Annotated in this window: 24 protein-coding genes; 11 read left to right on the forward strand and 13 right to left on the reverse strand. The window is 73.0% G+C overall.

Translation table 11 applies throughout. The features are described 5' to 3' along the window. Window positions 1-14: 14 nt before the first annotated feature. From QA634_RS13900 to QA634_RS13915, 4 genes are read right to left on the reverse strand one after another with little or no spacing between them, the layout of a single operon-like run. Window positions 15-914, reverse strand: coding sequence for an NAD(P)-dependent oxidoreductase (locus QA634_RS13900; protein WP_012332587.1), 900 nt, complete (start codon window positions 912-914; stop codon window positions 15-17). Further along, window positions 905-1,933 (reverse strand): transketolase family protein, encoded by a 1,029-nt coding sequence (locus QA634_RS13905; protein ID WP_012332588.1) that lies wholly within the window; start codon window positions 1,931-1,933, stop codon window positions 905-907. The genes QA634_RS13900 and QA634_RS13905 overlap by 10 nt, the downstream gene beginning before the upstream one ends. Next, complete coding sequence (locus tag QA634_RS13910; RefSeq protein WP_012332589.1) at window positions 1,930-2,790, reverse strand: transketolase; 861 nt, start codon at window positions 2,788-2,790, stop codon at window positions 1,930-1,932. The genes QA634_RS13905 and QA634_RS13910 overlap by 4 nt, the downstream gene beginning before the upstream one ends. Before the next feature lie 11 nt (window positions 2,791-2,801). After that, window positions 2,802-3,551 carry an SDR family NAD(P)-dependent oxidoreductase gene (locus QA634_RS13915; protein WP_012332590.1) on the reverse strand — a complete coding sequence of 250 codons (750 nt, stop codon included), beginning with the start codon at window positions 3,549-3,551 and terminating at the stop codon, window positions 2,802-2,804. 364 nt (window positions 3,552-3,915) lie between these two features. On the opposite strand from QA634_RS13915, the gene QA634_RS13920 reads away from it, so the two are divergent. Further along, on the forward strand, window positions 3,916-5,769 hold the full coding sequence (locus QA634_RS13920; protein WP_012332591.1) for a tetratricopeptide repeat protein: 1,854 nt from the start codon (window positions 3,916-3,918) through the stop codon (window positions 5,767-5,769). 243 nt (window positions 5,770-6,012) lie between these two features. Continuing rightward, window positions 6,013-6,930, forward strand: coding sequence for a 4-(cytidine 5'-diphospho)-2-C-methyl-D-erythritol kinase (locus QA634_RS13925; RefSeq protein ID WP_012332592.1), 918 nt, complete (start codon window positions 6,013-6,015; stop codon window positions 6,928-6,930). Between the two features lie 133 nt (window positions 6,931-7,063). Here the strand turns inward: QA634_RS13925 and QA634_RS13930 are convergent, their stop codons facing one another. The 4 genes from QA634_RS13930 to QA634_RS13945 all read right to left on the reverse strand — a co-directional run bounded on the left by QA634_RS13930 (window position 7,064) and on the right by QA634_RS13945 (window position 13,149). Next, a complete protein-coding gene (locus tag QA634_RS13930; RefSeq protein ID WP_012332593.1) occupies window positions 7,064-8,101 on the reverse strand; it encodes a polyprenyl synthetase family protein in 1,038 nt (345 codons plus the stop codon). A 138-nt stretch (window positions 8,102-8,239) separates the two neighbouring features. Next, window positions 8,240-8,857, reverse strand: a complete 618-nt coding sequence (locus QA634_RS13935) for a TetR/AcrR family transcriptional regulator (protein ID WP_012332594.1) — start codon at window positions 8,855-8,857, stop codon at window positions 8,240-8,242. A 51-nt stretch (window positions 8,858-8,908) separates the two neighbouring features. Then, the gene (locus QA634_RS13940) at window positions 8,909-12,034 is read right to left on the reverse strand and encodes an efflux RND transporter permease subunit (RefSeq protein ID WP_012332595.1); all 3,126 of its coding nucleotides are present in this window, start codon (window positions 12,032-12,034) and stop codon (window positions 8,909-8,911) included. Window positions 12,035-12,051: 17 nt separating this feature from the next. Next, the gene (locus tag QA634_RS13945; RefSeq protein WP_012332596.1) at window positions 12,052-13,149 is read right to left on the reverse strand and encodes an efflux RND transporter periplasmic adaptor subunit; all 1,098 of its coding nucleotides are present in this window, start codon (window positions 13,147-13,149) and stop codon (window positions 12,052-12,054) included. A gap of 356 nt (window positions 13,150-13,505) precedes the next feature. Here QA634_RS13945 and QA634_RS13950 point away from each other — a divergent pair, with 356 nt between their 5' ends. Genes QA634_RS13950 through QA634_RS13960 form a run of 3 tightly spaced genes read left to right on the forward strand, consistent with a single transcriptional unit; the run spans window position 13,506 to window position 15,491 of the window. After that, complete coding sequence (locus QA634_RS13950) at window positions 13,506-14,483, forward strand: sensor histidine kinase (protein ID WP_012332597.1); 978 nt, start codon at window positions 13,506-13,508, stop codon at window positions 14,481-14,483. Window positions 14,484-14,521: 38 nt separating this feature from the next. Then, window positions 14,522-14,755, forward strand: a complete 234-nt coding sequence (locus tag QA634_RS13955; RefSeq protein ID WP_012332598.1) for a putative signal transducing protein — start codon at window positions 14,522-14,524, stop codon at window positions 14,753-14,755. Further along, complete coding sequence (locus tag QA634_RS13960) at window positions 14,739-15,491, forward strand: tRNA1(Val) (adenine(37)-N6)-methyltransferase (protein ID WP_012332599.1); 753 nt, start codon at window positions 14,739-14,741, stop codon at window positions 15,489-15,491. The genes QA634_RS13955 and QA634_RS13960 overlap by 17 nt, the downstream gene beginning before the upstream one ends. 162 nt (window positions 15,492-15,653) lie before the next feature. Here the strand turns inward: QA634_RS13960 and QA634_RS13965 are convergent, their stop codons facing one another. Continuing rightward, complete coding sequence (locus tag QA634_RS13965; protein ID WP_265576603.1) at window positions 15,654-15,953, reverse strand: hypothetical protein; 300 nt, start codon at window positions 15,951-15,953, stop codon at window positions 15,654-15,656. A 292-nt stretch (window positions 15,954-16,245) separates the two neighbouring features. Between QA634_RS13965 and QA634_RS13970 the strand changes: the two genes are divergently transcribed. The 3 genes from QA634_RS13970 (at window position 16,246) to glyS (ending at window position 20,334) form a co-directional block, all read left to right on the forward strand. Then, window positions 16,246-17,109 (forward strand): S49 family peptidase, encoded by an 864-nt coding sequence (locus QA634_RS13970; RefSeq protein ID WP_012332601.1) that lies wholly within the window; start codon window positions 16,246-16,248, stop codon window positions 17,107-17,109. 77 nt (window positions 17,110-17,186) lie between these two features. Further along, the gene (locus tag QA634_RS13975) at window positions 17,187-18,128 is read left to right on the forward strand and encodes a glycine--tRNA ligase subunit alpha (protein ID WP_012332602.1); all 942 of its coding nucleotides are present in this window, start codon (window positions 17,187-17,189) and stop codon (window positions 18,126-18,128) included. A 91-nt stretch (window positions 18,129-18,219) separates the two neighbouring features. Next, window positions 18,220-20,334, forward strand: a complete 2,115-nt coding sequence (gene glyS / locus QA634_RS13980) for a glycine--tRNA ligase subunit beta (protein ID WP_012332603.1) — start codon at window positions 18,220-18,222, stop codon at window positions 20,332-20,334. A 364-nt stretch (window positions 20,335-20,698) separates the two neighbouring features. Here glyS and QA634_RS13985 read toward each other — a convergent pair whose 3' ends face one another. Continuing rightward, on the reverse strand, window positions 20,699-22,462 hold the full coding sequence (locus QA634_RS13985) for a hypothetical protein (RefSeq protein ID WP_012332604.1): 1,764 nt from the start codon (window positions 22,460-22,462) through the stop codon (window positions 20,699-20,701). A gap of 132 nt (window positions 22,463-22,594) precedes the next feature. Continuing rightward, window positions 22,595-22,804, reverse strand: coding sequence for a hypothetical protein (locus tag QA634_RS13990; protein WP_198293010.1), 210 nt, complete (start codon window positions 22,802-22,804; stop codon window positions 22,595-22,597). A gap of 310 nt (window positions 22,805-23,114) precedes the next feature. On the opposite strand from QA634_RS13990, the gene QA634_RS13995 reads away from it, so the two are divergent. Beyond that, window positions 23,115-23,249, forward strand: a complete 135-nt coding sequence (locus tag QA634_RS13995; protein ID WP_012332606.1) for a hypothetical protein — start codon at window positions 23,115-23,117, stop codon at window positions 23,247-23,249. 153 nt (window positions 23,250-23,402) lie between these two features. Beyond that, window positions 23,403-23,711: a hypothetical protein gene (locus tag QA634_RS14000; protein ID WP_012332607.1), complete on the forward strand. Its 309-nt coding sequence runs from the start codon at window positions 23,403-23,405 to the stop codon at window positions 23,709-23,711. 283 nt (window positions 23,712-23,994) lie between these two features. Here QA634_RS14000 and QA634_RS14005 read toward each other — a convergent pair whose 3' ends face one another. Then, window positions 23,995-24,189, reverse strand: a complete 195-nt coding sequence (locus tag QA634_RS14005; protein ID WP_012332608.1) for a hypothetical protein — start codon at window positions 24,187-24,189, stop codon at window positions 23,995-23,997. Between the two features lie 677 nt (window positions 24,190-24,866). On the opposite strand from QA634_RS14005, the gene QA634_RS14010 reads away from it, so the two are divergent. Beyond that, window positions 24,867-25,592 carry a class I SAM-dependent methyltransferase gene (locus tag QA634_RS14010; RefSeq protein ID WP_265576604.1) on the forward strand — a complete coding sequence of 242 codons (726 nt, stop codon included), beginning with the start codon at window positions 24,867-24,869 and terminating at the stop codon, window positions 25,590-25,592. A gap of 80 nt (window positions 25,593-25,672) precedes the next feature. Here QA634_RS14010 and QA634_RS14015 read toward each other — a convergent pair whose 3' ends face one another. After that, on the reverse strand, window positions 25,673-25,828 hold the full coding sequence (locus QA634_RS14015) for a hypothetical protein (RefSeq protein ID WP_012332610.1): 156 nt from the start codon (window positions 25,826-25,828) through the stop codon (window positions 25,673-25,675). Window positions 25,829-25,998: the final 170 nt, after the last annotated feature.

Here is a 25,998-nt window from a genome sequence, read left to right on the forward strand (position 1 = left end):
GGGACGGGCCCGCCCTATCCCGTGCCGTTCAGCGCCCGGTAGGACCCGATCACCTGGCTGTCGTCGGCCGCGCCCTCGCCGCGGCCGGAGGCGGCGAGGAAGAGCTGGTGGGCGAGGCTCGCGAGCGGCAGAGCCGCCTTCTGGTCGCGGCCGGCCTCCAGCACGATGCCGAGATCCTTCACGAAGATGTCGACCGCGCTGGTGACGCGGGGCGCCTCCTCCAGCATGCGCGGCCCGCGGTCGCGCAGCATCCAGCTCGCGGCCGAGGAGCCGGAGAGGATCTCCAGCACGACCGGCAGGTCCACCCCGACCCGCTCGGCCAGCGACAGCGCCTCGGCGGCGGCCGCGATGTGCACGCCGCACAGGAGCTGGTTCACCGCCTTCACGGTCGCGCCCTGGCCGGGCCGCGTGCCGACGTGGAAGATCCGCGCGCCGACCGCGTCGAGCAGCGGCCGGACCGCGCCGAACACCTCCGCGGGGGCCGCCGCCATCACCGTGAGGCTGCCGGCCTCGGCGCCGACCACCCCGCCCGAGACGGGCGCGTCGACGAAGCGGCGGCCGGCCGCCGCGACCCGCGCGGCGAGGCCCTCGACGGCCTGCGGCGGGCAGGTCGCCATCAGGATCACGGCCGCGTCGGGGGCGAGGACCTCCAGCGCGCCCTCGGCCGGGGCGCCCCCGCCGAAGAGCACGGCCTCGGCCTGGGCGGCGTTCACCACCATCAGGACGAGGGCGCCGGCGCCGGCGGCGGCGGCGCGCAGCGTGTCGGCCGCCTCGCCGCCGGCCCGCGCCAGGGCGGCCCGGCTCTCGGGCCGGACGTCGTAGCCGCGGACCGGGAAGCCCTTGGCGACGAGGTTCTGCGCCATCGGCAGGCCCATGGCGCCGAGGCCCACGAAGGCGACCGGCGTCAGAGCCATGCGCGGATGCTCCGCACCATCGCGGCGGTCGAGAGTCCGTAGCGGTCGTGGAGGGTGGGGAGCGCGCCCGCGTCGAGGAACTCGTCGGGAAGCCCGATCTGGCGGAAGCCGCGCTCGACGCGCGTGCCGCCGCGCATCAGCAGGCCCGCCACCGCCTCACCGAGGCCGCCGATCACCGTGTGGTTCTCGGCCACCACCACGAGCCGGCCGCCGCGGCCCGCCTCGCGCAGGATCGTCTCCTCGTCGAGGGGCTTGATCGTCGGCACGTGCAGCACCCCGACATCGACGCCGTCGTCCGAGAGGGCGTCGGCCGCCTCCAGCGCCCGCATGGTCATCAGGCCGCTCGCGATGACCAGCACGTCCCGCCCGTCCCGGATCGTCTTGGCCTTGCCGAGTTCGAACCGGTAGCCGTACTCGTCGAGCAGGAGCGGCACGTTGCCCCGCAGGAGCCGGAGATAGACCGGGCCCTGGTGGGCCGCCATGGCGGGCACCACCTGCTCGATCTCGTGCGCGTCGCAGGGATCGATGATGGTGAGGTTCGGCAGGCCGCGGAAGATCGCGAGGTCCTCGGTCGCCTGGTGGCTCGGGCCGTAGCCCGTGGTCAGGCCCGGCAGGGCGCAGGCGATCTTGACGTTGAGGTTCTCCTCGGCGATCGCGAGGCAGATGAAGTCGTAGGCCCGCCGCGCCGCGAACACCGCGTAGGTCGTGGCGAAGGGCGTGAAGCCCTCGCGGGCGAGGCCCGCCGCCGCGCTGAACAGCAGCTGCTCGGCCATGCCCATCTGGTAGAAGCGGTCCGGATGGGCCTGCGCGAAGATATGCAGGTCGGTGTACTTGCTCAGGTCCGCGCTGAGGCCGACGATGTCGGGCCGCTCGGCGGCGAGCCGCGCCAGCGCGTGCCCGAACGGCGCCGCCCTGGTGCGCTGCCCCGGCGCCGCCAGCGAGGCGATCATCGCCGAGGTGGTGAGCCGGGGCCCGCCCTGCAGCAGGTGGGTCGGCCGCTCGTACTTGGATCGCCTCATTCCGCCCTCCCCTCGGCCAGCACCGCGAGCGCCTGGCTCCACTCGGCCGGCTCGACGCGCAGGAAATGGTTGCGCTCGCGCGCCTCCAGGAACGGCACGCCCTTGGCCATGGTCGTGTCGCAGATGATGATCCGGGGCCTCGGCTCCGGATGGGCCTTGGCGGCGTCGAAGGCCGCCACCAGGGCCGCGATGTCGTTCCCGTCGACCCGCTGCACGAACCAGCCGAAGGCCTCGAATTTCGGCGCCAGCGGCTCGAAGTTGAGGACGCCCCGGGACGGGCCGTCCGCCTGCATGCCGTTCACGTCGACGAGGCCGATCAGGTTGTCGAGCCCGAACGAGGCGGCCGACATCGCGGCCTCCCAGGTCGAGCCCTCGTCGAGTTCGCCGTCGGAGAACAGGTTGTAGACGAAGTTCTTCGAACCCTTGCGCTTCAGCCCGAGCGCGAAGCCGACCGCGATGCCGAGCCCGTGGCCGAGCGAGCCGCCGGTGATCTCCATGCCGGGCGTGTAGGCGGCCATGGCGGACATCGGCAGGCGGCTGTCGTCGCAGCCATAGGTCTCGAGCTCGTCCTCCGGGAGGATCCCGGCCTCGATCAGGGCCGCGTAGAGCGCGATGGCGTAGTGGCCGATCGAGAGCAGGAAGCGGTCGCGGCCCTCCCATTCGGGGTCGTCGGGCCGGTAGGTCATGGCGTGGAAATACGCGACCGCGAGCACGTCCGCGATGCCGAGGGCCTGGGCGATGTAGCCCTGGCCCTGGACCTCGCCCATGCGCAGGGCGTTGCGGCGGATGCGGTAGGCCCGCTCGGGCAGCGAGACGTTCGAGCGCTCGCGCGCCGCGGTGGCATGTGCCGGTGACATGGATTCCTCCGTCAGTGGATCAGCATGCCGCCGTTGACGTCGATCACCGCGCCGGTGGTGTACGCGGAGAGGTCCGAGGCGAGGAACAGGCAGGCCTTGGCGACGTCCTCGGCCACGCCGAGGCGGGCGAGCGGGATGCCCTTGACGATCTCGGCCTTGAGCTCGTCCGTGAGCTTGCCGCCGGTGATGTCGGTCTGGATCAGGCCGGGCGTGACCGCGTTGGCGCGGATGCCGTCGGGGCCGAGTTCGCGCGCCATCGCCTTGCACAGGCCGAGCACGCCGCCCTTGGCGGCGCTGTAATGCGGCCCGCCGAAGATGCCCCCGCCGCGCTGGGCCGAGACCGACGACATGCACACGATCGAGCCGGACTTCTGCGCCCGCATCTGCGGGATCACCGCCTGGCTCATGTAGAGCGTGCCGCGCAGGTTCACGTCGGTCACCGCGTCGTAGTTCTCCGGCGCGATGTCCATGATCCTGAGCGGCTGGGTGATGCCGGCGTTGTTGACGAGGACGTCGATGCGGCCGAGGCGGGCGACCGCCTCGTCGGCGGCGGCCTGGCAGGCCTTCCGGTCGGTGACGTCGCAGGCGAGGCCGAGATGGCCGGCGCCGATGGCCCGGGCCGCCTCCTCCGCCTGGCCCGCGTCGAGGTCGAGGACGACCACCCGCCCGCCCTGCTCGGCGAAGAGGCGGGCGGTGGCGCGGCCGATGCCGCGCAGCGAAGCGGCGCCCGTGATCAGGCACACCTTGTCGGACAGAAGCAAAGCACCCTCCCTGATGCGGCCGGCTCGGCCGCTGGGCCGTGACGGCCCGCGATCGCTCGCGACGGCGGAGGGGCGTGGGCGGCGCGTCGCCGCAGCCCCCGGGCGGGACCCGATGTCCCTCCGGCGGCGTGATCGCCCGGCGTTTCCTCTCGCTGTCGTTGAGGAGACGGTGCCAGCCGGGCGCCGCGTGTTCAAACGCACAGTTTGCAACGTCAGATGAATGCCATTCATCTGACCGGGCGGTCCCGCCGCGCCCTCGCCCCGGTTTGGTCTTGCCGCTGCCCCGTCCAGGGTTCAATGTCGCGCCCGATCTCGCGTGCCGTCGCCGCGGCCGGCACGCCGCTGGAGCCGTCGCTTGGTGCCCATGTCCCGTCCTCTTTCGTCCCGCCTGCGCGGCGGCGCCGCCCTCCTGGCGCTGTTCCTCGCGGCCCCCTCGCCCGTCCTGGCCGCCCGCCTGACGCCCCGCGACGTCCCCGGACCGACCACCTACGAGCCGGCCGACTCCCTCGAGGGAAATTTCCTGGCGGCCTACATCGCGGGCGCGTCCCGGGATACGACGGCGGCGGCCTCCTACTATCGCGAGGCGGTGAAGGGCGACCCGCGCAACGCCGAATTGCTGGAGCGCTCCTTCGTGGCGCTGCTGGCGGACGGGTCCCTGCAGGAGGCGTTCCGGGCGGCCGAGAAGCTTACCGCCCGCGACACGTCGAACGGCCTCGCCCAGCTCGCCCTCGGGGTTCAGAAGCTGAAGGCCAAGCAATGGGGCGCGGCGCGCCAGAACCTGCAGCGCGGCGGCCGGGGCGCCACCGCGGACCTGACCTCGACCCTGCTGACCGCGTGGTCCTACGCGGGCGAGGGCCAGGGGAAGAAGGCCTTCGAGACCATCAACAAGCTCAAGGGCGAGCGCTACATCGGGGTCTTCCGCGACTACCACGCGGGCCTGATCGCCAGCGTGGTGGGCGACAAGGTCGAGGCCGAGCGGCGCCTGAAATCCGCCTACGACGCGGACCGCAACACCCTGCGGATCGTCGACGCCTACGCGCGCTTCGAGGCCGATTCCGGCCGGCCCGACCTCGCGGTCGCGGCCTACGAGGCCTTCGACGCGGTGCTGCCGCGCCACCCGATCGTGCGCGACGCCCTCGAGAAGCTGAAGGCCGGCAAACCCCTGCCGCCGCTGATCGCGAGCGCCCAGGAGGGCGCCGCCGAGGTGCTGTACGGGCTCGGCACCGCCGGCACCTCGCAGGGCGAGGAGCTGCCGGCCGTCATCTACCTGCGGCTCGCCCTCTACCTCGCGCCCGAGCATCCCCTGGCGCTGCTCACCCTCGGCGACACGCTCGAGCGCATGAAGATGCCCGAGCGCGCCAACGAGATCTTCGCCCGCATGCCGGCGACCTCGCCGCTGAAGCTCAACACCGACATCCAGATCGGGCTCAACCTGGAGCAGCTCGGCAAGAACGACGACGCGCTGGCCCATCTCGACCAGGTCGCCAAGGCCAACCCGAAGGACGTCGACGTGATCTCGGCGCTGGGCAGCGTGCAGCGCCTGCGCAAGCAATACGCGGAGGCCGCCGAGACCTACTCGAAGGCGATCGCCCTGATCGGCTCGGAGCCGCCCCAGAATTACTGGAACCTCTACTACTACCGCGGCACCGCCTACGAGCGGGCCAAGCAATGGCCGAAGGCCGAGGCCGATCTCAAGAAGGCCCTGGAGCTGGTGCCGCAGAATCAGCCGAACGGGCGCGCGCAGGTGCTGAACTACCTCGCGTATTCCTGGGTCGACCAGAACATGAACATCGACGAGGCCTTCCGCATGCTGGAGAAGGCGGTCGACCTGCAGCCGCGCGACGGGATGATCGTCGACAGTCTGGGCTGGGCGTATTTCCGCCTCGGCCGCTGGGACGACGCCGTGCGCGAACTGGAGAAGGCCGTCGACCTCAAGCCGGGCGACCCGACCATCAACGACCATCTCGGCGACGCGTACTGGCGCAGCGGCCGCCGGCTCGAGGCGAAGTTCCAGTGGCAGCACGCCAAGGACCTGAACCCGGAGCCCGAGGATCTCGCCAAGATCGAGCAGAAGCTGAAGGACGGCCTGCCCGACGCGGACAAGCCGGCCGCCACCGCGGAGAGCCGGCCGACGCCGGACCAGCCGGCGATGCCGAAGGGCTCGCCCGCCCCGAGCGATCCGCCCGCGATGGGCTCGACCCCGAAGGGCGGCGGCTAGAGCGACGCCCGATCGCGGTGCCGTCGGACGCCGCTCTCGTTCTTTGATTCCGCCGCATTTTCCGCGACGAAGCGGGATCCGCTTCGTCGAAAACGCTCTCGCCTCCTTCGCTCCCGGACGCGCGGGGCCGGTGCGGCCCCGCGCTATCCTCTCGAGACTTGCGGCCGTCGCGGACAGCCTCCGCCAGGGCAGGACACCCGAGCCCGCCCGGCATTCCGGTCGCGCAGCCCCACGAGCCCGACCGTGACGTCCCCGACCACCTGCCCGACCACCTGCCCGACCACTTGCCTGACCACCCGCGCTCCCGCGAAGATCAACCTCACGCTGCACGTCCTCGGCCGGCGACCGGAGGACGGCTATCACGCCCTCGAAAGCCTGGTGGCCTTCGCGGGGGTCGGCGACACGCTGACGCTGGAGCCCGGCCCGGACCTCGCGCTGGTGGTCTCCGGCCCGACGGCCGGGCCCGCCGGCCCGACGGCCGACAACCTCGTGCTCCGCGCGGCCCGTCGCCTCGCCGCCCTGGTCCCCGGCCTCGCGACGGGGCGGTTCTCGCTGGTGAAGCGCCTGCCCGTGGCCGCCGGCATCGGCGGCGGCTCGTCGGACGCGGCCGCGGCCCTGCGCCTGCTCGGGCGCCTGAACGACCTGCCGGCCGATCACCCGGCCCTGATCGAGGCGGCGCGCGGCACCGGGGCGGACGTGCCGGTCTGCCTCGACCCGCGCGCCCGGATGATGCGGGGCGCCGGCGAAGCGATCGGACCGGCGCTCGCCCTGCCGGGCCTGCCCGCCGTGCTGATCAATCCCGGCGTGCCGGTCGAGACCGCACCGGTCTTCCGGGCCCTCGGGCTGAAGGTCGGCGAGGCCAACCCGGCCGCGTCGGTGCCGCATCCGACGATCGGTCCGCGGCTCGACGGCCCGGCGCTGCTCGCCCTGATCGGCCCGGCCCGCAACGACCTCGAAGCGCCTGCCCTGACGGTGGCGCCGGTCATCGGCGAGGCGCTCGGCGCCCTGCGCGAGCGGCCCGGCTGCCGGCTCGCCCGGATGTCGGGCTCGGGCGCGACGGTGTTCGGCCTGTTCGGGCATCGCGGCCGCGCCGCCCAGGCGGCCCGCGCGATCGCGCAGGCGCGGCCGGGCTGGTGGGTCCGCGCCACGATCCTGCGCTGAAGCCCGGGGACCTGCGCGCCCCGCGCCTGCCGGCCTCGCGAGGTCCGCGGCCGGCGCCGCGACCTCGCGCACGCCCTCGGGCGGCCCGGATCCCGAGGAATCCGGCCGGCGGGATCCTCGCCGATCCCGACCCTCAGCGCGCCCGGGCGATGCAGAAATCCACGGCCTGCAGCAGCGCCCGCTTCATCGGCGCGTCGGGGAAGAGCGCCAGCGCGTCGCGGGCGATGGCCCCGTAGTGGCGCGCCCGCTCGACCGTGTCCTCCAGGGCCCGGTGGCGGCGCATGATGCCGATCGCGGTGTCGAGGTCGCGCGCCTCGTCGATCTCGCCCTGTTCCAGGGTGCGGCGCCAGAAGGCGCGCTCCTCCGCCGAGCCGCGCCGGAAGGACAGCACGACCGGCAGCGTGATCTTGCCCTCGCGGAAATCGTCGCCGACGTTCTTGCCGAGCGCCGCGCTGGTGCCGCCGTAATCGAGGGCGTCGTCGATCAGCTGGAAGGCGACGCCGAGATTCATCCCGTAGCTGCGGCAGGCCGCCGCCTCGGATTTCGGCCGCTCCGCCAGGACCGGGCCGACCTCGCAGGCCGCCGCGAACAGCTCCGCGGTCTTGGCGCGGATCACCGCCAGGTACTCGTCCTCGGTCGTCTCGGTGTTCTTGGCCGCGCCGAGCTGCATCACCTCGCCCTCGGCGATCACCGCGGCGGCCGAGGAGAGGATGTCGAGGGCGCGCAGGCTGCCCACCTCCACCATCATCTTGAAGGCTTGGCCGAGCAGGAAGTCGCCGACCAGCACGCTCGCCTGGTTGCCCCACTTGATCCGCGCGGCGACGCGGCCGCGGCGCATGTCGCTCTCGTCCACCACGTCGTCGTGCAGGAGCGTCGCCGTGTGCATGAACTCGACGCTGGCGGCGAGCTTCACGTCGCCGTCGCGGCCGGCCTCCCCCGCCCGGTAGCCGCAGAGCTGGGCCGTCGCGAGCGTCAGGATCGGCCGCAGGCGCTTGCCGCCCGAGGCGATCAGGTGGTTGGCCACCTCCGGGATCATCGCGACGTCCGAGCCGGTGCGCGACAGGATCATCGCGTTCACCCGCTCCATCCCGCTCGCGACCAGCGCGACGAGGTCGTTGAGGCTCGCCTCCGGATCGGAGGAGGTGTCTTCGAGGGGGATGACGACGCCCACGCGCGGCAGATCTCCGATGAGGTGAGGCCCCCGCCGCCGGGCCCGGGACAACGTCTCCCCGCCCGCGGCGCACCTGCCCCTTTGCACGCGTTCCGCCCCGGCGGCAACACGCAAGCTTGCCGCAAGTGGGGCGGCGGGTCAGCGCGCCCGCAGGCCCGCGAGGAGGAAGTCGATCATCTGCTCCAGGGTCGGGCCGACCTCGTCGGCGCATTGGGCGATCAGCGCCGGGTGGCAGAAGCGCACGAAGGCGGTCTGGACGCAGCGCGCCGCCGCCATCGGGTCGCAGACGTCGAATTCGCCGGACGCGGCCCCCTCGGCCACGAGGCGGCAGAGGATGCGGTCGACCCGGTCGATGTGGCGGTGCACCACCTCCCAGCTCTCGGCCATCGCCACCTCGACCATCTCGTGCATGCGGCGGTTGGCGGTGAACTGGCTGGCGTTGCGGTGGTGCATCGTGGTGAGGAGCGCGCGCAGCCGGGCAGAGGCCGGAACCTCGGATTGCGCGGCGATGCGCTCCAGCTCCGTCCCGAGTTCGGTCAGCAGCCGGTCCGCCACCGCCTCGTTGAGGGCCTTCTTCGAGGGGAAGAAGCGGTAGACGTTGCCGGGGCTCATGCGCAGGTCCGCGGCGATGTCGGCCACCGTGGTCTTGCGATAGCCGAGGTCGCGGAACAGGCGCTCCGCGATCGCCAGGATCCGGCAGCGCAGGTCGCCGGACCCTGCGCCCTCGGGCTCCCGGATGAGGTTCCGTGTCGTCATGCGCGGGTTACGCTCTGCGGCCGCGTCGCGGCCCGGGATGTCGGGGTCCTGTCATTCGGCCGCCATCGCCAGCGGCACGACAGTCTGCCGCACCGGCGCCGGTTGTCCAGCCTCGTCGAGGCGCTTGCGGTACCAGAGGGCGTAGAGGGCGGGGAAGAAGAACAGGGTCAGGAAGGTCGCCACGAACAGGCCGCCCATGATGGTGATCGCCATCGGTCCCCAGAAGGCGCTGTGGGTGAGCGGGATCATCGCCAGGATCGCGGCCAGCGCGGTCAGGATCACCGGCCGGGCCCGGCGCACGGTCGCCTCGACGATGGCCTCGCCGCGGCGGTGGCGGCCCGCCGCCACGTCGGCCTCGATCTGGTCGACCAGGATGACCGCGTTGCGCATGATCATGCCGGCGAGCGCGATCAGGCCGAGCAGGGCCACGAAGCCGAAGGGCTTGGCCGCGACGTTGAGGCCGAGCGAGGCGCCGATCAGCCCGAGCGGCGCCGTCAGGAAGACCAGGATCAGGCGCGAGAAGCTCTGCAGCTGCAGCATCAGCAGCGTCAGCATCGCCAGGATCATGACCGGGAAGAGGATGAACAGCGAGGCGTTGGCCTTCTCCGATTCCTCGACCGCGCCGCCGATCTCGATCCGGTAGCCGGGTTCGAGCGCGTCGCGGAGCGGCTTGAGGCCGGGCCAGATGGCGCTCGTCACGTCCGGCGGCTGGACCCCGTCGACCACGTCGGCGCGCACCGTGATCGCCATGTCGCGGTTGCGCCGCCACAGGATCGGCTCCTCGTGGCTAAAGTCGAGCCGGGCCACCTGCGCCACCGGCACCGGCACCCCGCCCCTCGACACCACCGTCAGGTCGCCGATGCGGCCGAGATCGAGCCGCTCGGCCGGCACCGCGCGGGCGACCACGCCGACCTGCTCGACGCCGTCGCGCACCGTCGTCACGGTGATCCCGGAGAGCAGCGTCTGCAGCGTCTGCCCCACGTCCTGGACGTTGAGGCCGAGCGCCCGGGCCCGCTCCTGGTCGACGACGAGGCGCAGGGAGGGGGTCATCTCGTTCCAGTCGAGCTGCGGCTCCACGACGTCTCGGTTGAGACGAACGAGGTCGCGCACCTTATAGGCGAGTTCGCGCACCCGCGCCGGATCGGGGCCGACGACGCGGAACTGCACGGGGAAGCCCACCGGCGGGCCGAAATTGAAGCGGTCGACCCGCACCCGGGCCTGCGACAGGGCGCCGGCCGCCAAAGCCGCCTCGATCCGGGCCTTGACCCGCTCGCGCGCCTCGACCCCGCGGGCGACGACGACGATCTCCGCGGAGGCCTCGTTCGGCAGTTCCGGGTTGAGGCCGAGCCAGAAGCGCGGGCTGCCCTGCCCGACATAGGCCGTGTAGGTCGCGATGTCGGGATCGTCCCGTCCGAGCAGCGCCTCGGCCTCCCGCACGGCGGCGGTCGTGGTCCCGATCGCGCTGCCCTGCGGCAGGCGCAGCTGCAGGAAGAGCTCCGGCCGCTCCGAGAGCGGGAAGAATTGCTGCTGCACGTGGCCGAATCCGACCACGGCGGCGACGAAGATCCCGCAGGTCGCCAGCACGGTCGCGAGGCGCCGGCGCGTGCAGGCCCGGATCAGCCGCCGCAGCCCCCGGTAGAGCCGCGTGTCGTAGAGCGCGTCGGGATCCTGGTGGGCCCCGTGCTTGGCGAGGTCCTTCGGCAGCAGCAGCACGCCCAGATAGGGCGTGAACAGGACCGCCACGAACCAGGAGGCGACGAGGGCGATCGCCACCACCCAGAAGATGCCGCCCGCGTACTCGCCGACCGACGAGTTGGCGAAGCCGACTGGCAGGAATCCCGCCACCGTGACCAGGGTGCCGGTCAGCATCGGGAAGGCGGTCGAGTCCCAGGCGAAGGCCGCGGCGCGCAGCCGGTCCCAGCCCTGCTCCATCTTCACTACCATCATCTCGACCGCGATGATGGCGTCGTCGACGAGGAGCCCGAGGGCGATGATCAGGGCCCCGAGGGTGATGCGGTGGAGGTCGATGCCGAGGGCCTGCATCACCACGAAGGTGAGGGCGAGCACCAGCGGCACCGACAGCGCCACCACGATGCCGGTGCGCCAGCCGAGCGAGAGGAAGCTCACGGCGAGCACGATCACCAGCGCCTCCGCGAAGGAGCGCTCGAACTCGAACATCGCCTCGTCCACCACCTTGGGCTGGTCGGCCACCCGCGTCAGGTCGATCCCCTGCGGCACCGCCGCCATGAACTCGCGCGAGGCCGCCTCGACGCCCGCGCCGAAGGCCATGATGTTGGCGCCCCGCGCCATCACCACGCCGATCCCGAGGGCGGGCTTGCCCATCTGCCGCACCAGGAAGTCGGGCGGGTCGACGAAGCCCCGCGTCACCGTCGCGACGTCGCCGAGCCGGAAGGTGCGCCCCCCCGCCTCCACCGGCGTCTCGGCGACCGCCTGCACCCCGTCGAGGGCGCCGGTGACGCGCAGCGGGATGCGCTGCGCCGCGCTCTCGACCGTCCCGGCGGGCGTCACCGCATTCTGCCGCCCGAGCGAGTCGAACAGGGTCTGGGGCGTGATCCCGAGGGTGGCGAGCTTGGCGTGACTGAATTCGACGAAGATGCGCTCGTCCTGCACGCCGTAGAGGTTGACCTTGACGACGCCGTCCACCTTGAGCAGGCGCTGACGCAGGCCCTCGGCGACCTTCTTCAACTGCGCGTAGTCGGCGCCCTCGCCGGTCAGCATGGAGAGGATCGAGTCGACGTCGCCGTACTCGTCGTTCACGTTCGGGCCGATGATCCCGGCCGGAAGGTCGCCGCGCGCGTCATCGAGCTTCTTGCGGATCTGATAGAACAGGGACGGCACCAGCGCGCCCGGGGTGCTGTCCCGGAAGGTCACCTGCAGGGCCGCGAAGGAGGGCTTCGAGAAGGTGACCACCTTCTCGAAATAGGGCAGCGTCTGCAGCTTCTTCTCGATCCGGTCGGCGACCTGGTCCTGCATCTCGCGGGCGGTGGCGCCGGGCCAGAGCACGGTGACCACCGCGACCTTGACGGTGAAGTTCGGGTCCTCCGCCCGGCCGAGGCGCAGGAAGGCGAGGCTGCCGCTGAGCGCGACCGCCAGGATCAGGAACAGCACCACGGCCCGGTGCTGGACCGCCCAGGCGGAGAGGTTGAGGCGCGGCATCGGACCCTTCCCCCCGGTCAGAAGCGCAGCGCGTCGACGACGCGCACGCGCTGCCCGGCATCGAGCTTGTGCACGCCCAGGCGCACGAACCGCTCACCCTCCGCGAGTCCGCCCGCCACGAGCGCGTCCTGCGCCTCGTAGGCGGCGACGCTGACCGGCTTGAGGCTGAGCCCGCCGGCCTCGTCCACGGTCCAGACCGCCGGCCCGCCGCCCTGATTGTACAGGGCCGAGAGCGGGACGCGGACGATCCGCTCGGCCGAGGCGCCGGACAGCGTCACGGTGGCGGTCATGCCGAGCTGGACCCGCGCATCGGCGTCGGGAAGCGAGAAGCGGGCGAGGTAGGTGCGGGTGGCCGCGTCGGCCGCCGGCGCGAGTTCGCGCAGCCGCGCCGCGAGCTTCGCCTTCGGGTCGGACCACAGGCCGACCGTGGCGGCGCCCTCCCGCACCTGCCCGATCAGGGCCTCGGGGACAGCGATCACCGCCTCCTTCTCGGCCGTGCGGGCGAGGCGGATCGCGGCCTGGCCCGGCGCCACCACCTGCCCGGGCTCGACCAGGGCCGCGGTCACGACCCCGTCCGCGTCCGCCGCCAGCACCGCGTAGGAGACGGCGTTGCGGGCGAGCATCAGGGCGCGCTCGGCCCGCAGCAGCCGGCCGCGCGCCTCCTCGGCCGCCGCCTTCTGGCGGTCGAGGGAGGCGGCGGCGCTCCAGCCCTGGACCGCCAGCGTGGCGGTGCGCCGCAGATCCGCCTCGGCCTGGGCCAGGGACGCCGTGGCGGCGGCGAGTTCGGCCTGCGCCTGCTCGGTCTGGAGGCGCAGGTCGACCTCGTCGAGCCGCGCCAGGGGCTGGCCCGCCCGCACCACGTCGCCGACATTCACGAGGCGCGTCTCGATCTTCCCTTGCACGCGGAAGCCGAGATCGCTCTCGATGCGCGGCCGGATCGTGCCCACGAAGGTGCGGCTCGGCACCCGGTCCTCGAAGGTGGCGCGCTGGACCAGGACTGGCCTGGCCCCGCTGCCCTCCCCCGCGGCCGGCGCCTTCTGCTCGTCGCAGCCCGCGAGGGCGAGCCAGCCGAGGGCGGCGGCGAGGCGGATCGGGGTCACCAAGGGGCGTGCCATGCCGGCGGCTCCGCGAGAGAGGTGCCGCAGCCGGGCCGGGACCGGCCCCGGCCGAGGGGCGGATGACCGCGGTCCGTCCGGCCCGGCTGCTGCGGCGGGACCCTATCCTGAAATTGACGATTGTCAACAATCGTCAATTCGCCAGCCCGGCAGCCCGCAGCGGATTAGGGAAGCAGGCCGGTCGGCCCGCAGCGGGCTTCCGGGCCGCTGCTCGGACTGCTAAGCAGTTCCGAGGGTATAAACGTGTTGGTTGAGCGTCGAAATCCTGAGGCGGATCAGGGGCTCCGGCCGGCCGCGTGCGGACGCGCCGGGGCCGCGGCGCGCGGCGACGCCGCGCATCGGGGCGGGATGCGGCCATGACGCTCATCCGGGCGATGCAGCGCTTTCGCCGGAATCCCTGGCTCGGGCACGGGATCGGCCTCCTCCTGTTCCTGACCGCCGTGGCGCTGCGCGCGGCCCTCGGCAGCAGCGTGCAGGGCGTGCCCTTCATCACCTTCTTCCCCGCGGTGGTCGCGGCCGCGGTGCTGGGCGGGGTGCGGGCGGGCGCGGTCACGGTCCTGCTGACCGCGGGCGCCGCGATCCTGCTGTTCTGGCCCACCGCACCGGCGAGGCCGGTGGGCTGGCCGGGCGGCGCCGTCGCCCTCGGCCTCTACCTGTGCACCACCGGCGCCGTGCTCTGGATCATCGACGCGCTCAACCGCACGCTCGACGACCTGATCGAGGAGCGGGACCGCTCCGCGGCCATGTTCGAGGAATTGCAGCACCGGGTCGCCAACAATCTCAGCCTCATCGCCAGCCTGCTGCGGCTGGAGCAGCGCCGCCTACAGGAGGGCGAGCCCTGCGACCCGGTCGAGGTGCTGGAGCGGGCGCAGGGACGCCTCGCCCTGATGGCCCGCATCCACCGCCGCCTGCACGACCCGCAGGCGGCGGAGCGCCCGGTCGAGGAGCAGCTGCGCGACCTCTGCGCCGACCTGCTGGAGGCCGTGGGAGCGGCCGGGCGGATCCGCTGCGATGTCGCCGCGCCGGGGGTGCGCCTCGACCTGCGCCGGCTGGTCCCGCTCGCGCTCATCGTCGCCGAGACCGTGACGAACGCGGTCAAGCACGCCTTCCCGGACGAGCGGAGCGGGCAGGTGGCGATCACGCTGGACCGGGCCGGGGACGACCTCGAACTGGCGATCCGGGACGACGGGGTCGGCCTCCCGCCCGGCTTCGACCCGGAGACCAGCCGCAGCCTCGGCCTCCGCATCGTGCGCTCGCTGGCCCGCCAGCTCGGCGGCGAGGTCGAGATCACGAGCGGGCCCGGGGTGACGACGCGCGTGCGCTTCCCCGCCTGAGGCTGGCGCCGCCGGCCCGGCCGGGGCAAGACTGCGCCATGGTCGAGATCCTGCGCACCAACGACATCGTGCTGATCGGCTTCGCGCAGTCGCTGCTGGAGGGCGCCGCGATCCCGGTGCTCGTGGCCGATTCGCACATCAGCGCCCTCGAGGGCATGATCGGCGCCTTCCCGCGCCGCCTGCTCGTGCCCGGGGACCACGCCGCCCAGGCCCGCCGCCTGCTCACCGACGCGGGACTCGCCCACGAGTTGCGCGATGCCGCCCGGCCCTGAGCCGCAGGCCTGGCTCGGCGGTCGGCTGCGCCTGCGCCAGCCGCCGCCGGGCGCGCACCGGGCCGGCACGGATGCGGCGCTGCTCGCCGCGGCGGCCGGCGCGCCGGAGGGGGACGTCTACGATCTCGGCGCCGGAACCGGGGCGGTCGGCCTCGCGGTGGCCCTGCGGGCGCCGCTCTGCCGCGTCGTGCTGGTCGAGCGGGATGGGGAGGCCGCCGCCCTCGCGCGGGCCAACGCCGCCGCCAACGGCCTCGCCGGGCGCGTCGCCGTGCTCGAAGCCGACGTCACCGCCCCCGCCGCGGCGCGCCGCGCCGCGGGCCTGATGCCGGACGCGGCCGATCTCGTGCTGACCAACCCGCCCTTCTTCGAGGGCGCCGGGCACCGGCCCTCGCCGGTGGCCGCGCGCGCGGCGGCCCACGCGCTGCCGGAAGGGGGGCTCGACGCGTGGCTGCGCACCTGCGCGGATCTCCTGCGCCCCGGCGGCCGCCTCGTGCTGATCCACCGGGCCGACGCGCTGCCGACCTGCCTGCGCGCCCTCGCCGGGCGTTTCGGGGCAGTCGCGGTGCGCCCGGTCCAGCCCCGCGCCGAGACCCCCGCCTCGCGGGTGCTGATCGCGGGCCGGCGCGGCAGCCGGGCGCCGTTCGCGCTCCTGCCGCCGCTGGTCCTGCACGGCCCGGACGGCCGCTTCACCGCCCTCGCGGAGGCGCTGCATCGCGGCGAGGCGGTGCTGGCGTGAGGCTCCCCGCGCGGGGCTCTCCGCGCGGCCGGGCGCCGCGAGGCGCTCGTCCGGTCATCCCGCGAGCGGGATCCGACCGGGTCGCGATCGGCTCCTGCTCCGGGTTCTTGCGCGTGCCGCATGGCCTGCGGCGAACCGGCGGCCGCTTCGTCGGACAATGCTCTAGAAGTAGAAGCGCGGCCCGTAATAGCGCCGGTACGGCCGGTAGTAGTAGTAGCGCCGATACGGCCGGTAGTAATAGTAGCGGCGGTACGGCCGGTAGTAGCCGTAGCGACGATAGGGCCGGTAGTAGTAGCGCCGGTAGTAGTAGGCCTTCTCGACGTGCGAGGCCGCCGTCGAGAGGTCGCCCGCGGCGATGGCGCCGGCGGTCGGCAGGGCCGCCGCCTCGCTCCGGCCCACCGTGAGGCCGAGGCTGCCCAGGACGAGGGTCAGGACGACCGTCACCCAACGAAGAACACGCATCCACGCTCTCCCGAGTTCCGTCCCCGGCGCGGCCTGCGGCGGGCACGCGAGACAAGACGAGGGCGCCCCTGCGCGGACGCCCGACCTCATGCGCGCCCGCGGGCCCCCCTCGGAAACGGGTTGGACCGGTGAGCCGCCGCCCGATTCTAGGCTTTCCCTGTGAACATTCAATCAAGACTTGGCACAATTCTGCCGGACATCTGTCCGTAATAACCACCGAGAGGTCGCGCTTGCGGGCGGCGGCGGCGCGGCCTACCTCCGCCGGGTCGACCCGAGGGAGACCCGACCCGCCATGCCGTCCGCGTTCCGCTCCGCCCTGCGCGCCCTCCTGCCCGCGCGCTGGCGGCGCGATCACCCGCTCGTCGCGGTGGTGCGTCTCAGCGGGCCGATCGGCGCGGTCTCGCCGCTGCGCCAGGGCCTGTCCCTCGGCACCTGCGCGCCGGCCCTGGAGCGGGCCTTCGGGCTGCCGGGCCTCAAGGCGGTGGCGCTCGTCATCAACTCACCGGGGGGCTCGGCGGCGCAGTCGCACCTGATCCACCACCGGATCCGGGCCCTGGCCGAGGAGAAGAAGCTGCCGGTGCTCGCCTTCGTGGAGGATGTGGCGGCCTCCGGCGGCTACATGATCGCCTGCGCGGCCGACGAGATCGTCGCGGATCCCTCCTCCCTCGTCGGCTCGATCGGGGTGGTCTCGGCCGGGTTCGGCTTCCAGGGCCTGCTCGAGCGGCTCGGCGTCGAGCGGCGGGTGCACACGACCGGCCCCTCGAAGGCGATGCTGGATCCCTTCCGGCCGGAGGACCCCGCCGACGTCGCCCGGCTCAAGGGGATCCAGGCGGACATCCAGGCCCTGTTCACCGACCTCGTGCGCGCCCGCCGGCCCTCCCTGTCGGGGGAACCGGCCGACCTGTTCTCCGGCGCGGTCTGGAGCGGGCGCCAGGCCCTCGCCCTCGGCCTCGTCGACGCCCTCGGCGACCTGCGCGGGGTGCTGCGCGCCCGCTACGGCGACAAGGTCGAGATCCGCGTCGTCGAGCAGGTGCGCGGCGGCCTCCTCGCCCGGCTGCTGCGGCGCAGGGAGCCCGGCGCGGAGGGCCTCGCCCTGGTCGAGGGCGCGCTGGCCGTGCTGGAGGAGCGCGCCGCCTATGCGCGCTTCGGCCTCTAGAAGGATCGGGTTGAGAGCTCCGGGTTGACTTGGGGAGGCCCGCCCGTAAACGGGCCGGGCCTGTCCGCGAGAACCCGATGACCGCCACCGACGACGCCCTTCAGCCGACGCGCTCGTTCCAGGGCCTGATCCTGACGCTGCAGCGCTTCTGGGCCGCGCAGGGCTGCGTAATCCTGCAGCCCTACGACATGGAGGTGGGCGCCGGCACCTTCCACCCGGCGACGACCCTGCGGGCGCTCGGGCCCCGGCCGTGGAAGGCCGCCTACGTGCAGCCCTCGCGCCGCCCGAAGGACGGGCGCTACGGCGAGAACCCGAACCGGCTCCAGCACTATTACCAGTTCCAGGTCATCCTGAAGCCGAATCCGCCCGACCTGCAGGACCTCTACCTCGCCTCGCTGCGGGTAATCGGGGTCGACCTCGCCCTCCACGACATACGCTTCGTCGAGGACGACTGGGAGAGCCCGACGCTGGGCGCCTGGGGCCTCGGTTGGGAATGCTGGTGCGACGGGATGGAGGTGAGCCAGTTCACTTACTTCCAGCAGGTCGCGGGCTTCGAATGCGCCCCGGTGGCGGGCGAGCTCACCTACGGGCTCGAGCGCCTCGCCATGTACGTCCAGGGCGTCGAGAACGTCTACGACCTCAACTTCAACGGCCTCGACGGGCCGGAGCGGGTCAGCTACGGCGACGTGTTCCTGCAGGCCGAGCAGGAATACTCGCGCCACAATTTCGAGGCGGCGGATACCGAGATGCTCTTCCGCCACTTCCGCGACGCGGAGGCGGCCTGCCGCCGCTACCTCGACTTCGGCGAGCCAGGCCCGGCGGCGAACGACGCCCGCCACCGGATGGCGCAGCCGGCCTACGACCAGTGCATCAAGGCGAGCCACGTCTTCAACCTGCTCGACGCGCGCGGGGTGATCTCGGTGACGGAGCGCCAGAGCTACATCCTGCGGGTGCGCGACCTCGCCAAGGCCTGCGGCGCGGCGTGGCTACGCACCCAGGCGGGGGGCGCGGCCGGCTGAGGCGCCCGAGGATCCTCTTCCGCGACGCCCCTCCCCAGCTCTCCGCCGTCCCGTCCGAGGCCCGCCCGCCTCCCCCGATCCCCGGTGCCCGATGCCCGACCTCCTGCTCGAACTCTTCTCCGAGGAAATCCCCGCCCGCATGCAGCGCAGGGCCGCCGAGGACCTGCGCAAGCTCGTCACCGACGCGCTGGTCGAGCGCGGCTTCCTTTACGAGGGCGCCAAGGCCTTCTCGACGCCCCGGCGCCTCGCCCTCCACGTCGCGGGGCTCCCCGTGCGCGGCCAGGACGTGCGCGAGGAGCGCAAGGGACCCCGCGTGGGCGCGCCCGAGGCCGCCGTGCAGGGCTTCCTCAAGAGCGCCGGGCTCGCGAGCCTCGACCAGGCCCGGGTCGTCGCCGACCCGAAGAAGGGCGAGTTCTACGTGGCGGTGATCGAGCGGCCCGGCCGCGAGACGCTCGACGTGCTGGCCGAGATCCTGCCCGCGATCATCCGCGCCTTCCCGTGGCCGAAATCCATGCGCTGGGGCGCGGCCTCGGCCGAGCCCGGCGCCCTGCGCTGGGTGCGCCCGCTCCACGCCATCGTGGCCACGTTCGGTCCCGAGACCGAGACGCCCGAGCGGGTGCCCTTCCGGGTCGACGGGATCGAGGCGGGTTTCACCACCTACGGCCACCGCTTCCTCAGCCCCGGCCCGATCGAGGTGCGCCGCTTCGCCGATTACCTGCCGGCGCTGGAGCGCGCCAAGGTCGTGCTCGACGCGGATCGCCGCAAGGACATCATCCTGCACGATGCCCGCGACCTCGCCTTCGCCCGCGGCCTCGACCTCGTCGAGGACGAGGGCCTGCTGGAGGAGGTGGCCGGCCTCGTCGAGTGGCCCGTGACCCTGATGGGCGCCTTCGACGCGAGCTTCCTCGACATCCCGCCCGAGGTGATCCGCGCCACGATCCGGGCGAACCAGAAGTGCTTCGTCCTGCGCGCGCCCGCGGCGGATCCGGCGGCCAAGGGCCGCGAGCGGCTCGCCAACGCCTTCATCCTGGTCTCGAACCTCGCCGCCTCGGACGGCGGGGCGGCGATCGTGGCGGGCAACGAGCGCGTGGTGCGGGCCCGGCTCTCGGACGCCAAGTTCTTCTGGGAGACCGACAGGAAGATCCCCCTGGCGGAGCGCCTGCCGAAGCTCGACGACATCGTCTTCCACGAGAAGCTCGGCACCCAGGCGGCGCGGGTCGGCCGCATCGCCGCCCTGGCCCGGGCCTTCGCCCCGGTGGTCGGGGCCGATCCGGCCGAGGCCGAGCGGGCGGCGCGCCTCGCCAAGGCCGACCTCGTCACCGAGATGGTCGGCGAGTTTCCCGAATTGCAGGGCCTGATGGGCCGCTACTACGCGGAGCTCCAGGGCGAGCCTGAGGCGGTGGCCGCCGCGATCGAGGAGCACTACAAGCCGCTCGGGCCCGGCGACCGGGTGCCGACCGGGCCGGTCTCGGTGGCGGTGGCGCTCGCCGACAAGCTCGACACCCTGGTGGGCTTCTGGTCCGTCGACGAGAAGCCGACCGGCAGCAAGGACCCCTACGCCCTGCGGCGGGCGGCGCTCGGCGTGATCCGCCTCGTGCTCGGCGCCGGGGCGCGCCTGCCCCTCCTCCCCGCCCTCGCGGCGGCGGCGGGCGGGCACGGGGCCGCGCCGGGCGGCTTCGCGGCGGACCTCCTCGGCTTCTTCGCCGACCGCCTCAAGGTCCACCTGCGCGACCAGGGCGCCCGCCACGACCTGATCGACGCGGTCTTCGCCCTGCCGGGCCAGGACGACCTGCTGCTGGTCGTCCGGCGGGTCGAGGCGCTCGGCCGCCTCCTCGACACCGAGGACGGCACCAACCTCCTGGCCGGCTACCGGCGCGCGGCCAACATCCTGCGCATCGAGGAGAAGAAGGACGGCCGCGCCCATGACGGCGCGCCCGACCCGGCGCGCTTCGCCCTGCCCGAGGAGACGGCGCTCGCCGAGGCCCTCGCGGCGGCGCGGGGCGCGGCCGAGCGGGCGGTGGCGGCGGAGGATTTCGAGGGCGCCATGCGGGCCCTCGCCGGCCTGCGCGCCCCGGTCGACGCCTTCTTCGACAAGGTCACGGTGAATGCCGAGGACCCGGCCATGCGGGAGAACCGCCTCGCGCTCCTCGGCGCCCTGCGGACCGCGACCCTGGCGGTGGCGGATTTCTCCCGCATCGAGGGGTGATCCGTTTTCCGCAAAGTCAGTTCCGGAAAACGTATGATACGGGATCCGCTTGATCGAAGCGGATCCCGTCTCACGCGCCTGAGCGGCGCCTGAGCGAAGCCCAAATCCGCCATCCCGGAGGGATCGAGCGGATTGGGTATGAGTTGCGCACCGGCTTCGCCGTCCCTCACGGATGAAACCTGAGCGTGTATAAGATCAGAGTCTCGCACGCCAGCATAGCGAGTTTCTATTTAGAGGCTGCCCGAGCAGCCGCATGCGGGCGGGCCGGCGGCACCCTCGGGCGGATCGGGCCGCGAGACGGCCGCTCGGGTCATCGTCCCCGCGCGGTTCCCGCCGCCGAGCCGAGGCCCCCTCGCATGCAGGTTCAGGGCACCGGGACGGGCGTCGTCGCGCAGGGGATCGGCAGCGGCACCCGCGCCCGCGGGGTCACGAATTCGGGGATGCCGAGCCGGTGGCCCTGCTCCGCCGCGAAGGTGGCGATCCGCCCGCGCCCGCACAGGGTTTCGAGCTGCGCGGCGTCCATCGCCTGCAGGTGGAGCCGCAGCGGGCGGTTCGAGAGGTCGGGCGCGTTGCGCACGAGGTCGGCCGCGAAGGCGAGCCTGTCGTCGTTGACGACGACGATGTCGGCCTCCGCGCGGGCGATCGCCGCGTCGGCCGCCACGTAGGGGGCCGCGAAAGCGTGCGCCACGCGCGCGTGCACCGGAAGCACCAGGGCGAGGCAGGCGAGGCAGGCAAGGCCCACGCTGCCGCGCGCCCGCGCGAGCGCGTCGGGCGCGAGGCCCCGCGTCGCCTCGATCCAGCCGGCGGCGGCGAGCAGGCAGGCGCTGCCGATCATCCCGTGCAGGTAGCGGTAGCCCCAGCCGTGGCCCTGGAAGGGCGAGAGAACCGCCATCGCCGCGCAGGTGAGCAGGAGGCCCGCCGCGAGCGGCCGCAGCACCCCGTCGCCCCGGCGCAGGGCCGGCCAGGCCAGGAGGCCGAGCGGCAGGACCAGGGGATTCTCCCAGATGAGGAAGCGCACGAGGTTCTTGACCATCTGGTCGCGCGCGAAGGGGCCGACCGTGCCGATCTGCTCGGCGGCGCGCGCCGCGAGGTAGCCGCCCCCCAGGCCGGCGCCGCCGTCCTGCTGCGCGAGCCCGGAGGCTGCCACGGCCAGCTTCCAGTACAGCACCCAGACTATTCCGATCAGGGCGTAGGCCGCGAGGTAGAAGCCGGCGAGGCGCCAGCGCCGGGCCGGCAGCAGGCCCGCCAGGAAGGGAAGCGCGAACAGGGGGTGGAAGACGATCTGGTGCAACCCGCAGGCCAGGAAGGCGACCACGGCGGCGCCCGCGTGGCCGAGCCGCCCGCCCCGCAGGAAGAGGCGCAGCCAGAGCAGGTTGAGGGTGAGGTGGGCGGTCATCGCGTAGGCGGTGGTCGCCGTCACCAGCACCTGCGGGGCGGTGGCCAGGAGCAGGCCCGCGAGGATCGCGGCGTCGGGTCTGGCCGGCCACAGGCGCCGGGCGACGGCGACGACGAGCCACGCCGCCGCCGCGGCCAGGATCGGTCCGGTCAGGGCTTCGAGGCCGAGGAGCCCGAAGCCCGCCCGAAGGGCCGCGTTGACCGGCAGGTAGGACGAGACCCAGCCCGCGTGCCCCGGGACGGGGAGCAGGAAGAAGGGCGCCAGGGCCGGGGCGTAGTCCCGCCACGCCTCCGGCAGCGGCGCGACGAGGTGCCCGCTCCCGATGATTCGCGCGTCGAAGACCGCCATCGCCTCGTCGTAGGAGAGCGGGTGGCCGCGATGGAGCAGGAGGGTGAGGCCGGCAGCCGCCGCCGCGACGCCCGCGGCGAGGACCGCGCCGCCCCGTCCGGGCCGGGCCGCCAGCCGATGCCAAGCGGCCGGCACTCCGGCGCGCGCCCGGAGCCCCGCGAGCGCCAAGAGGAGGCTCAGGGCGACGGCGCCCGAGGCCGCCCGGTCGGTGTTGAAGAACACCGTCACGAGGCTGCCCTCGGCGAGCAGCCCGAGGGGCAGCAGGAGCGCGACCGCTGCGACCGTGAGGAGCCCCGCCAGCAGGCCGAGTCGCAGGCCGCGGAGCGCGGGCGAGGGTCGACCGAGGGACCAGCCGTCGACGGACGGTGCTTGCGGGAGAGACATGACGCACCGCGGTGATCGGGCGTCGCCGCGGTGCGCCGACGCGGGAACGGCCGCGGCGACCCGCCGCGAGGCACGTGCCCAGTCTAGGCGGGCCTCGGTAAACGATTCCCGACCGCGCGCCGGCGGCGCGGCTCAGGCAGCGTTCGGGATGGCGTCCGGGATGGCGTCCGGCCGCGCCCGCCGCATCACGGCGAGGCCCCAGGACTGGAACAGGTAGTAGCCGTTCCACCGTGCCGCCTGCCGGGCCGCCGCCGAGACGAAGCCGCGGGGCGCATCGGCGACGTCGTCGATGACCGTCACGAACTGCCAGGCCGGCATCCGGATGAATGACGGAACGGGCATCCAGGCCGGCACTGCACAATAAAGCTCCCGCTTCTGTGCACTGCAAAACAGATTATATGAAGCCGCCTCGCTATTCATGCGCGTCATCCCTGGCCGCAAGTTTTCGTACTTTGGTCGAAGATGACGTGTCAAGCCCAATAGAGTGCGTTGCGCCGGACTTGCTGACGGAGGATGTCGGAGAGTTTGCGGTCGGTCCGGCCGGGCGGCGGACCGATGATCGGCTTTATTGGTCGGGTGCGGCCATATCGCGCGCGACCGGAGCGCGTGCCGGGGCGTTGCCCCGCCGGATCCCGCCAACCAGGAGATCGTCATGGATTCCGATACGTTCCGCGACCGGTCGGGCCGCACGCTCGACGACGCCGATCAATTGAGCAGCGTGATCCTGCTCGGTCTCGCGGTCGCGGGCGGTGCCGTGGCGGTGGCCGTCCTGACCTTCCTGGCCTGAGGCGCGCGCCGGCCCGGATTCGCGCCGATCGATTGTGCGCAGAAAAATTGCTCGCACGACGCGAACCCTCGCCTGGCTGGCGACTCGCCTGGCTGGCGACTTGGCCCGGCAGGTCGGCGGCCCACCGCCCCTCCCCTCACCTCAAGGAACACCATGATCAGGCTCGCCACGGCCGCGCTCGCGCTCGGCCTCCCCACCTGCGCCCTCGCCCAGATCGTCGAGACCCCGGTTCGGATCCCGGGCGGTGCCGTCCTGGTCGCCCCCGCCTCGCCGGACGTCACCGGCTCGCTCGGCGCGCCCGACAAGAGCGGCCCGGGTGCGGTGGAGGTCGTGCCCGGCCGGACCGGCGCGAGCACGCTGGAATCCGATTCCGCGGCGGGCGCGAACGCCGAGCAGACGACCCGTCCCGTTCCCCAGTACGGTCGGAACGGCGGCAACGGGTCCGGCGGCGGCGGCCAATAGCCGCCCGTCCTTCCGCGCATCGCCCCCTCCCCATGCTGAGCTGCAGACGCGGGCTGCCTCGCAGCCCGCTCGACGGTCACCCGTTCGGATCACCGTTCAGGATGCTTCGGGGCGCAGCTCTCGCTCGCCGCCCGTCATGAGGAAGGGGGGAGTGCCGGCACCGTCCGGCCTCATCGCCTGTTTCTTCTCGAGGGAGATCCGCGCCAGACCGGCCCGCGGCCCGAGACGACCCCTCGAATTCCGGCGGGGCGATCGCGCCGGACATCGCGGGATGTTCGCTTGCTCAGTCGAGGTGCTGGCGGGGGAACTCGGCGAGCGAGGCATCGATCGCGTCCGCCACGCTCAGGGCGGTCCCGATCACCAGGAGCGTCAGTCCTGCCGCGATGAGGCCGATCGCCTCGACCGGCCGCCACGCGCCGCGCCGGGTCCTCCGGCGGGCCTGTCCCGGACGGGCCGGGTGGGCGATGACACGGGACATGGGCGACCTCACCTCGCTCCCGGCCCGCTGCCGCCATGGCCCGGACCGGCTGGTATCAGCGTAGCGTTATGCCGTGGTGGTTAACGTCCGGTTTCACGCCAGCTCTCGGCAAGGTTTGTCCGCTCAGGCTGCCCGCTCGATGCTTCACGAACCGCGTCGCCCATCAGTTGAGAGCGGAGGTCGACCGTGGTCGTGCAGCGCATCCGGGCTGGGATAAAGGTCGGCGGGCGACGCGCCCGGATCTCCTGGCCGTTCGCGCCGCGAGACCGTGCGCGCGTGAACCCGCGGGCGGTTCCCGTATCCTGCGTTCACCCGAGGCCGGATGCGGCGGGCGAGAACGATGTTCCGTAGAGTTTGAGAGATGGATGCGGCGGGAAATCTGCGCGATATGCGCTACGCAGTCTGACCGTCTGTATCCGTCAGCTTCGCATGGTATCGCTCGTCCGACCGGGAGCGGTTTCGTAGGGGCAGGCGATATGAGTATTGCACGGACGGATCGCGCGCGCGGACCCTGTGCTGGCCGTTTTCGTCCGGATTTCGTGCGGTCAATCGGGCGTTCCGGCCCGCGGCACGACATCGTGTCCTTCGCTGTCTCGGCTTTCAACGCGATGGATCGCGACCTCTTCGGAACGCTGAGCGCCGCTTCCCGGGATTGGAATCGGAGCAACGGGCGACGCGTGGTTCGGCTGCTCGACGTGATCCTCGGACAGGTCGCCGAGCGGCAGCTCGACCGCGTCGCGGTGCTCAACCTGTCGGGCCTGAACGAGGGCAAGCCGGATCCCCTGCTGTTCGACCTCGTCGCCGAGCGAATCGGGCCGGGGCGCCTGTCCTGGACGGTGGTCGATCATCCGCTCTCGCAGACCTTCACGGAGCCGACGATCCGCGGCTGGCTCGACGCAAGGGGCATCGCGCGCCTGCCCCGCGATCTGCGGGATCCCGATTGCCGGTTGCCGGAGGGCGACGCCGACGTCGTGATCTGCACCGAGATCCTGGAGCACCTCGACTACACGGTGGCGATGCGGCTGCTGCGCGGCGCCTGCGGGGCCCTGAGGCCGGGCGGGCTGCTGGTGATCACCACGCCGAACGCCGTCTTCCTCGAGCATCGGATCCGGTTCGCCCTCGGCCAGTGGGATTTCCTGCACTTCATGGACGGGCCGGACGATGCCGAGCGCGGCCTGCTCGGCCACGTGATGTACTACGACGGCGCCCGGCTGGCCCGCATGCTGCGGCTGATCGGCTTCGTGGGCGTGACGCCCGGCACGTTCAACGTCGGGCACGGGCCGGGCGAATTCCGCAACATCCTGACGCGCATCGCCGCGCTCACGCTGCACGCGATGACGTGGCTGGTCCCGCATTCGGGCCAGGTCCTGATGGTGCGGGCGGAGAAGCCGCTCGACGCGTGACGCGCGGGCGGGAGCCGACCGCGGCGCGATCGGATCCCGCAGCGGGTCTCGGAGCCGCGCGGCGGGAGGTCGTGCGTCGCTCAGCCGATGCTGTAGGTGCGCTCGATCACCACGCCGCAGCTCTCCGCGAGGCTGAAGGCGAGTTCCCGCGTGAGCCCGAAGATCAGCGGACGATCCCCGCGCAGGAGGGTGTAGCTGCCGTCAGGTTTCACGGTGATGCGCACAGGCTCGGACATCGGCGTCTCCCTGAATCCGGCCAGCTCACCCAGCGGTGGCCGGCATCTTATCCAGCGCAGGCTAAGCTGATTCGCGTCCGGGAAGAAGACCTGCCGATTCGGGAAGAAGGCCCGCCGATTCGGGAAGACCTGCCGATTCGGGAGGAGGCCGAGGGGAGGCGCCGTGCCGT

The sequence above is a fragment of the Methylobacterium sp. CB376 genome (assembly GCF_029714205.1).
Classification (GTDB): domain Bacteria; phylum Pseudomonadota; class Alphaproteobacteria; order Rhizobiales; family Beijerinckiaceae; genus Methylobacterium.

What these genes read in the sequence shown, in the direction of transcription:
- QA634_RS13900 (WP_012332587.1), bottom strand. Translation starts at nt 914, where the DNA reads ATGGCTCTGACGCCGGTCGCCTTCGTGGGCCTCGGCGCCATGGGCCTG.
- QA634_RS13905 (WP_012332588.1), bottom strand. Translation starts at nt 1,933, where the DNA reads ATGAGGCGATCCAAGTACGAGCGGCCGACCCACCTGCTGCAGGGCGGG.
- QA634_RS13910 (WP_012332589.1), bottom strand. Translation starts at nt 2,790, where the DNA reads ATGTCACCGGCACATGCCACCGCGGCGCGCGAGCGCTCGAACGTCTCG.
- QA634_RS13920 (WP_012332591.1), top strand. Translation starts at nt 3,916, where the DNA reads ATGTCCCGTCCTCTTTCGTCCCGCCTGCGCGGCGGCGCCGCCCTCCTG.
- QA634_RS13935 (WP_012332594.1), bottom strand. Translation starts at nt 8,857, where the DNA reads ATGACGACACGGAACCTCATCCGGGAGCCCGAGGGCGCAGGGTCCGGC.
- QA634_RS13940 (WP_012332595.1), bottom strand. Translation starts at nt 12,034, where the DNA reads ATGCCGCGCCTCAACCTCTCCGCCTGGGCGGTCCAGCACCGGGCCGTG.
- QA634_RS13945 (WP_012332596.1), bottom strand. Translation starts at nt 13,149, where the DNA reads ATGGCACGCCCCTTGGTGACCCCGATCCGCCTCGCCGCCGCCCTCGGC.
- QA634_RS13950 (WP_012332597.1), top strand. Translation starts at nt 13,506, where the DNA reads ATGACGCTCATCCGGGCGATGCAGCGCTTTCGCCGGAATCCCTGGCTC.
- QA634_RS13955 (WP_012332598.1), top strand. Translation starts at nt 14,522, where the DNA reads ATGGTCGAGATCCTGCGCACCAACGACATCGTGCTGATCGGCTTCGCG.
- QA634_RS13960 (WP_012332599.1), top strand. Translation starts at nt 14,739, where the DNA reads ATGCCGCCCGGCCCTGAGCCGCAGGCCTGGCTCGGCGGTCGGCTGCGC.
- QA634_RS13965 (WP_265576603.1), bottom strand. Translation starts at nt 15,953, where the DNA reads ATGCGTGTTCTTCGTTGGGTGACGGTCGTCCTGACCCTCGTCCTGGGC.
- QA634_RS13970 (WP_012332601.1), top strand. Translation starts at nt 16,246, where the DNA reads ATGCCGTCCGCGTTCCGCTCCGCCCTGCGCGCCCTCCTGCCCGCGCGC.
- QA634_RS13975 (WP_012332602.1), top strand. Translation starts at nt 17,187, where the DNA reads ATGACCGCCACCGACGACGCCCTTCAGCCGACGCGCTCGTTCCAGGGC.
- glyS (WP_012332603.1), top strand. Translation starts at nt 18,220, where the DNA reads ATGCCCGACCTCCTGCTCGAACTCTTCTCCGAGGAAATCCCCGCCCGC.
- QA634_RS13985 (WP_012332604.1), bottom strand. Translation starts at nt 22,462, where the DNA reads ATGTCTCTCCCGCAAGCACCGTCCGTCGACGGCTGGTCCCTCGGTCGA.
- QA634_RS13990 (WP_198293010.1), bottom strand. Translation starts at nt 22,804, where the DNA reads ATGCCCGTTCCGTCATTCATCCGGATGCCGGCCTGGCAGTTCGTGACG.
- QA634_RS13995 (WP_012332606.1), top strand. Translation starts at nt 23,115, where the DNA reads ATGGATTCCGATACGTTCCGCGACCGGTCGGGCCGCACGCTCGACGAC.
- QA634_RS14000 (WP_012332607.1), top strand. Translation starts at nt 23,403, where the DNA reads ATGATCAGGCTCGCCACGGCCGCGCTCGCGCTCGGCCTCCCCACCTGC.
- QA634_RS14005 (WP_012332608.1), bottom strand. Translation starts at nt 24,189, where the DNA reads ATGTCCCGTGTCATCGCCCACCCGGCCCGTCCGGGACAGGCCCGCCGG.
- QA634_RS14015 (WP_012332610.1), bottom strand. Translation starts at nt 25,828, where the DNA reads ATGTCCGAGCCTGTGCGCATCACCGTGAAACCTGACGGCAGCTACACC.